General features: G+C 66.2%; 8 protein-coding genes. 3 read left to right on the top strand and 5 right to left on the bottom strand.

Annotation, left to right across the window (positions count from 1 at the left end; all coding sequences use genetic code 11):
- Together Q8M13_RS12035 and Q8M13_RS12030 are read right to left on the bottom strand one after the other, a co-directional pair.
- Positions 1–361: biotin carboxylase N-terminal domain-containing protein (locus tag Q8M13_RS12035; protein ID WP_305300187.1), on the bottom strand; the 361-nt coding region annotated here is incomplete at its 3' end.
- A gap of 6 nt (positions 362–367) precedes the next feature.
- Positions 368–688 (bottom strand): heavy metal-binding domain-containing protein, encoded by a 321-nt coding sequence (locus Q8M13_RS12030; RefSeq protein WP_305300186.1) that lies wholly within the window; start codon positions 686–688, stop codon positions 368–370.
- Between the two features lie 58 nt (positions 689–746).
- Here Q8M13_RS12030 and msrB point away from each other — a divergent pair, with 58 nt between their 5' ends.
- From msrB to Q8M13_RS12015, 3 genes are all read left to right on the top strand, one after another.
- Positions 747–1241, top strand: coding sequence for a peptide-methionine (R)-S-oxide reductase MsrB (msrB, locus tag Q8M13_RS12025; RefSeq protein ID WP_305300185.1), 495 nt, complete (start codon positions 747–749; stop codon positions 1239–1241).
- Positions 1241–1828 (top strand): hypothetical protein, encoded by a 588-nt coding sequence (locus tag Q8M13_RS12020; RefSeq protein ID WP_305300184.1) that lies wholly within the window; start codon positions 1241–1243, stop codon positions 1826–1828. Before msrB ends, Q8M13_RS12020 begins: the two co-directional genes overlap by 1 nt.
- Positions 1829–1899: 71 nt before the next feature.
- Positions 1900–2871 (top strand): SDR family NAD(P)-dependent oxidoreductase, encoded by a 972-nt coding sequence (locus Q8M13_RS12015; RefSeq protein WP_305300183.1) that lies wholly within the window; start codon positions 1900–1902, stop codon positions 2869–2871.
- 7 nt (positions 2872–2878) lie between these two features.
- Here Q8M13_RS12015 and Q8M13_RS12010 read toward each other — a convergent pair whose 3' ends face one another.
- From Q8M13_RS12010 to Q8M13_RS12000, 3 genes are all read right to left on the bottom strand, one after another.
- Positions 2879–3694, bottom strand: a complete 816-nt coding sequence (locus tag Q8M13_RS12010) for an aminoglycoside phosphotransferase family protein (RefSeq protein ID WP_305300182.1) — start codon at positions 3692–3694, stop codon at positions 2879–2881.
- 37 nt (positions 3695–3731) lie between these two features.
- A complete protein-coding gene (locus Q8M13_RS12005; RefSeq protein ID WP_305300181.1) occupies positions 3732–4631 on the bottom strand; it encodes a BON domain-containing protein in 900 nt (299 codons plus the stop codon).
- An 80-nt stretch (positions 4632–4711) separates the two neighbouring features.
- A complete protein-coding gene (locus Q8M13_RS12000; RefSeq protein ID WP_305300188.1) occupies positions 4712–6238 on the bottom strand; it encodes an acyl-CoA carboxylase subunit beta in 1527 nt (508 codons plus the stop codon).
- Positions 6239–6245: the final 7 nt, after the last annotated feature.

The raw sequence follows: 6245 nt of genomic DNA, 5'->3' as shown, positions 1-6245 counted from the left end.
TCTTGCTCTCGATCTTGTCGCCCATCGCCTCAATGGCTTCAGGGTTGGGGCCGATGAACACGATCCCCTCGGCCGCCAGCCGCCGCGCGAACCCGGCGTACTCGCTCACGAACCCGAACCCCGGGTGCACGGCCTCCGCCCCCGTCTCGCGGCAGGCCGCCACGATCTTGTCGGCCACCAGAGAGCTCTCGGACGCCGGCGCGACGACGATGAAGACGCTGTCGTCGGCCAGCTCCACCGCAGTCGAGTCAGCGTACGCCTCCGAATAGACCACCACCGTCGCAATCCCCATCCGGCGGCAGGTCTTGATGATCCGAACGGCGATCTCGCCGCGGTTCGCTATCAGTATCTTCGAGAACATTTGGACCTAACGCAGCTTAACGGCGGTGCCGGCGGCGGTGACCATGAGCATGCCGTTGTCGGCGCCCAGGGCTTCATAGTCGAGATCGACGCCGACCACGGCGTCGGCTCCAAGGCGGGCCGCCTCCTCGCACATTTCGCGCAGGGCGATGTCGCGGGCCTCGCGCAGGGCATGCTCATAGCCCCCAGCCCGGCCCCCGATGATGTTGGTGATCCCGGCGAAGAGGTCGCGGAAAAGATGGGCCCCGATGATCGCCTCGCCGCTGACCACGCCCAGGGTCTGGCTGATGGACCGCTCGGCCACTTCCGGCGTTGTGCTGGTGATCATGCGCCCATCCTCCGCGAGCTACTTTCGCTAAACCTGCAGGGACCTTAGATTGGACCCCATGAGCACGCCAGCCGCCTCCCCCACCGGATTTGATCTCACGCCGCCAGACCCGGCGGAACGCAAGGACCTAGAAGCCAGCCTCACCCGCGAAGAGGCCGAGGTTCTGCTGCACCATGGAACAGAGGCCCCGTTCTGCGGCGGCCTGCTCGATAACAAGGAGGACGGGGTCTATTGCTGCCGCCTCTGCGCCCTGCCGCTGTTCCGAGCCCATACGAAATTCGAAAGCGGCACGGGCTGGCCGAGCTTCTACGCCCCCTACGCCGAGAGCCACGTCGTCGCCGTGCGCGACGTCAGCTACGGCATGGTGCGGATCGAAACCCGCTGCGCCCGCTGCGACAGCCATCAGGGCCACGTCTTCCCGGACGGCCCGCCGCCGACCCGGCTGCGCTACTGCATCAATTCGGTCTCGCTGGAATTCGTCCAGGATGGACAGCCGCTTCGCGATCCCCTTCACCGGGGCGATAACGCAGCCCTGGCGGCCCTGCCGGCCTGATGACGCCAGCGCCGATCAGCGCTGATTTCTACCTTCATGTTCGGGTGATCATCGGGCTCGTGGTCGGGCTCTCGATCACCCGGGCGCTCTCCGGCTTTTCAGGCCTCGTCCAACACCCAGGACGGCGAAAGCTCTATCCCGTCCACCTCGCCTGGGCGGTGTCGATCCTGCTGTCGGCGGTCCATTTCTGGTGGTGGGAGTTCCGTCTCTCCGGCGTCTCCTGGACCTTCGAGCTCTATGCCTTCGTCCTGGCCTATGCGAGCCTCTACTACTTCCTGACCTGCCTGCTGTTCCCCGACGATCTGGCCGACTACGGCGGGTTCGAGGACTTCTTCATGTCTCGGCGGAAGTGGTTCTTCGGCCTGCTGGCCCTGACCTTCCTCGCCGACATCGTCGACACCGCGATTAAGGGCCAGGACTATCTCGCCCACCTTGGATGGGAGTATCCGATCCGCTGCGCGGTCTATGTCGCCCTGTGCGCTGTGGCCATCGCCACTCGGAACAAGCGCTTCCACGCCGCCTTCGCCATCGTCAACCTGATCTACCAAGTGTCCTTCATCCTGCGCCTCTACAACACAGAGGTCTGAGCACGCCGAGCTTGGCGGACGGTAGGGAAGCCGGCTAGCGTTTCCCAAAAGAGCCCCAGGGAGGCGACGCCGTGAAAGACTTCGCAGGCAAGACAGCCGTCATCACCGGCGGCGGCACCGGCATGGGACGGGAGCTAGCCCGCCAGCTCGTCGCCGAGGGCTGCAACGTCGCCATGTGCGACGTCTCGGCCAAGGCGATGGGGGAAACCGTCCGGCTGATCGAGGCCGACGGCAAGCCCCAAGGCACCAAGGTCACCACCCACATCGCCGACGTCTCCATCGAGGCGCAGCTGATCGCCTTCCGTGATGAGATGGCCCAGCAGCAGCAGACCGACCGCATCCACCTGCTGTTCAACAACGCCGGGATCGCCGGCGGCGGCAGCATGGTGACCGACAGTCGCGCGGCCTGGGAGAAGACCTTCAATGTCTGTTGGGGCGGCGTCTATCTGGGCGTACGCACCTTCCTGCCGATGCTGATGGCCGCCGACGAGGGCCACATCGTCAACACCTCAAGCGTCAACGGCTTCTGGGCGACCGTGGGCCCGTCCACGTCGCTCACCGCCTACGCCGCCGCCAAGTTCGCGGTGAAGGGCTTCACCGAGGCCCTGGTGACCGACCTGCGGCTGACGGCCCCGCACATCAAGTGCTCGGTGGTCATGCCGGGCCACATCGGCACCTCGATCATCGCCAACTCCCGCAAGGTGCAGGGCGGTACCGACTCCGACGAACTGAGCGCCGAGGAACTCGCCCAGGCTCGTGCTCGAGCCGCGGCGGCCGGCAGGGACCTTAGCCAGGTCCCCGACGACGCCATCCGCGCGATCAGCGCCGAAGCCGCCCGTAGCTTCCTGGAAGACGCACCGATGACCGCCGCCGCAGCAGCCAAGGTGATCCTCGACGGGGTCAAGGCCGAGCGCTGGCGCATCCTCGTCGGGGAAGACGCCGAGGTCTTGGACCAATGGGTCCGCAAGGATCCGGAACTGGCCTATGAACCCCAGTTCTTCAGCGATTTCTCCCAACAGGTCGGCTGGAAACTGGGAGGCTGATCGCGGGTCAGACGCCGAGTTCGGCTGCGGCCAACTCGGCGATCGACAGGTCGAAGCGCTCGCCGTCACCGTCGCCCAGGATCCATGCCGCCGACAGCCCGCTATAGGCCAGGATCCACATCAACAACCGCTTGGGCTCCATCCCGGCCTGCTCCGAAACCTGGGCGAGATAGCGCTGCAAGCGGCCCGCTCGCAGAGCCGTCGCGGTGTCTGGATTGCAGAACGGGTTGGCGTAGTCATAGCCGCGCTCGCCCAGCAGCCCCTTGGGATCGATCGCCAGCCAACCTTGCGACCCGAAATCGAGAATGTTGGCGTGATGAACGTCGCCGTGCAGGGCCACGACATCCCGCGGCTGGGCCAGCAGGATCTGGGCGACTTCGTGCGCAGAAGCGAGGACGCCGCCCTGCCTCGCCGCCATCGGGCCCAATTCGCGAAACCAGATATCCAACGGGACCAAGGTCGGCGGCAGGGCGCGTTCGCGCGGGGCGTGCAGCACCTCGACCGCTTCGCAGATGATCTGTGTGGCCGCGTCGTCCTCGCCGTCCTTCGACATGGCGACCAAGGAGCGCGACCCCATCGCCCGTTCGAGCAGTAGGGCCTCGCCCTCGCGGGCCAGGACCCGCGCCGCGCCTTCGCCCGCCCACCACTCCATGAGCGCGCCGCCGGCGATCTCCTCTGGCGAGGGGCTGACCTTCAGGATCGCAGGCATGCCATCGCGGCGAACCGGCAGCAGCCAGCTACCGGTATATTCCGTGGTGAAGGCTTCACCGTCGGGCGTCAGGCCCCAGCGTTCGAGCAAAGGCTGAAAAGAGATCCCCGTCACGCCTCACACTTAGGGACGAAACGCGACGGGGAAAGGCCTAGTTGCCGCGCGGCGTCTTCGGCGGCTGGTTCATCTGGCCGGCGCTGGCGCTATCGCCAAAGCCACGGCCGGGGTCCGTGATCGGATTGGCCCGCTGAACGCGCAGATTGTTCTGCACGTGGGTGACGCCCGACAGGTTCTCGACGATCCGTTCGGCCCTGTGCTTGGCCTCCCGTTCCGGCACCGTGCCCGACAGCGTGACCTCGCCGCCCGACACTGCGATGGCGATGGCGGTGGCGTCGACCCAAGGATCATCGGTCAGACGCTCATGGGCCTCGTCATTGATCCGTTCGTCCGCCCGCTTGTAGCCGGTCGGACCCCGCCCTCTGTGCTCGCCTTCCCGGGTGCGAACGTCATAGTCGCCCTCGCCGAACCAGGCCGCGACGCGATCACTCGCCCGCTCCCAGAAACTCCGGTCTTCACGGCGGGCGCTGTCGCGGGGCTCATAGTGCCCCTTGTGATCAGGGTGATGATCGCCGTAGGCCACGCGATAGGCATGCTCGTCGTCGTCGCGCCAGCGGCCCTCGCCGTGGCGGTCTGCGCCATAGCGGCCGGCCATGTAGGACTGCGGCCCGCCCTGCGTAATGGAGGAAGGTCGATAGTCGTCGCGATAGGGCCGGTCGCGGCCCGCCTGTGCATAGAACCTGCCGCCGCGATCCTGATCGCGCCCGTAGCCGGGACGCTCGCCATATCGCGGCGCGCCATAGCTCGCCCCGCTCTCGCGCTCGCCGAACACCGAGCGTTCGCTATCGCGATCACGCGGATTGAAGCTGCGTTCGCCATAGTCGCGCGGGCGATGGTCGGACGCTGAATATTCGTCCCGGCGATAGCGCCCGTAGTGGCGCTCACGGTCGATACGGTCCAGTTCGTCGCGTTCGTCTGTCCACCTGTCGGACATCGCTGTTTCTCCCTGGGTTGCTAGGTTTGTGAACCCGACAACGACGAGGAAGAGCGCTGGTTCCGTCACGATGACGCTAGCTAGAGCGGAATATTGTCGTGTTTTTTCCAGGGATTGGAGAGTTGTTTTCCGCGTAGGTTCTTGAGCGCCCTGGAGATTCTGCGCCGGGTTGAGTGGGGCATGATGACGTCGTCGATATAGCCGCGGGAGGCGGCGACGAAGGGATTGGCGAAGCGGGCCTTGTAGTCGGCCTCGCGCTCGGCGATGGCCTCGGCGCTTTCGTTGCGGAAGATGATCTCGACCGCGCCCTTGGAGCCCATCACCGCGATCTCGGCGGTCGGCCAGGCGTAGTTGACGTCGCCGCGCAGGTGCTTGGAGCTCATCACGTCATAGGCCCCGCCATAGGCCTTGCGGGTGATCAAGGTCACCTTCGGCACCGTGGCCTCGGCATAGGCGAACAAGAGCTTGGCCCCATGGCGGATCAGCCCGCCCTGCTCCTGCTTGGTGCCCGGCATGAAGCCCGGCACATCGACGAAGGTCACCAACGGGATCTCGAAGGCGTCGCAGAACCGCACGAACCGCGCCGCCTTGCGGCTTGAGTCGATGTCCAGCACCCCGGCCAGCACCTGCGGCTGGTTGGCGACGATCCCCACCGTGGCCCCGTCGATGCGGCCAAATCCGCAGATGATGTTCTTGGCGAAGTCCGGGGATATCTCGAAGAAGTCGGCCTCGTCGACGACCTTCGAGATCAGCTCCTTCATGTCGTAGGGCTTGTTGGGATTGGCCGGGATCAGGGTGTCCAGCGAGGCTTCCAGCCGCTCGCCCGGATCATAGCTCTCGCGCACCGGCGCGCCTTCGCGGTTGGACAGCGGCAGGAAGTCGACCAGCCGGCGGATCTGGGTCAGCGCCTCCAGGTCGTTCTCGAACGCCCCGTCGGCCACGCCCGACTTCATCGCATGCACCCGGTAGCCGCCGAGCTCCTCGTGGGTGACCTCCTCGTGGGTGACGGTCTTCACCACGTCCGGGCCGGTCACGTACATGTACGAGGTGTCCTTCACCATGAAGATGAAGTCGGTGATCGCCGGCGAATAGACGTCGCCCCCGGCGCAGGGGCCCATGATCACGCTGATCTGCGGGATCACCCCGGAGGCCAGGGTGTTCTGCAGGAAGATGTCGGCGTAGCCGGCCAGGCCGTCCACCCCTTCCTGGATCCGCGCCCCGCCGGCGTCGAACAGCCCGATGATCGGGGCCCCGACCTTCAGCGCCTGCTCCTGCACCTTGACGATCTTGCGGGCGTGGGCGTTCGACAGGCTGCCGCCGAACACCGTGAAATCCTTGGAGAACACGAACACCAGCCGGCCGTTGATATGACCCCAGCCGGTCACCACCCCGTCGCCCGGCACCTTCTGATCGGCCATCCCGAAGTCGGTCGCCCGGTGCTCGACGAACATGTCGAACTCCTCGAACGAGCCCTCGTCCAGCAGCAGGTCCAGCCGCTCGCGCGCCGTCAGCTTGCCCTTGCCGTGCTGGCTGGCGATCCGCCGCTCGCCCCCGCCCAGCCGGGCCTCGCCCCGACGCTTCTCCAGCTCTTCAAGGATGTGCTTCATCGGGCCC

The sequence above is a fragment of the Phenylobacterium sp. genome, from assembly GCF_030681155.1.
GTDB lineage: Bacteria > Pseudomonadota > Alphaproteobacteria > Caulobacterales > Caulobacteraceae > Phenylobacterium.
The sequence above is the reverse complement of the archived record's forward strand: the minus strand, read 5'-3'. Positions and strand labels throughout refer to the sequence as shown.

What these genes read in the sequence shown, in the direction of transcription:
- msrB (WP_305300185.1), top strand. Translation starts at nt 747, where the DNA reads ATGAGCACGCCAGCCGCCTCCCCCACCGGATTTGATCTCACGCCGCCA.
- Q8M13_RS12030 (WP_305300186.1), bottom strand. Translation starts at nt 688, where the DNA reads ATGATCACCAGCACAACGCCGGAAGTGGCCGAGCGGTCCATCAGCCAG.
- Q8M13_RS12005 (WP_305300181.1), bottom strand. Translation starts at nt 4,631, where the DNA reads ATGTCCGACAGGTGGACAGACGAACGCGACGAACTGGACCGTATCGAC.
- Q8M13_RS12020 (WP_305300184.1), top strand. Translation starts at nt 1,241, where the DNA reads ATGACGCCAGCGCCGATCAGCGCTGATTTCTACCTTCATGTTCGGGTG.
- Q8M13_RS12000 (WP_305300188.1), bottom strand. Translation starts at nt 6,238, where the DNA reads ATGAAGCACATCCTTGAAGAGCTGGAGAAGCGTCGGGGCGAGGCCCGG.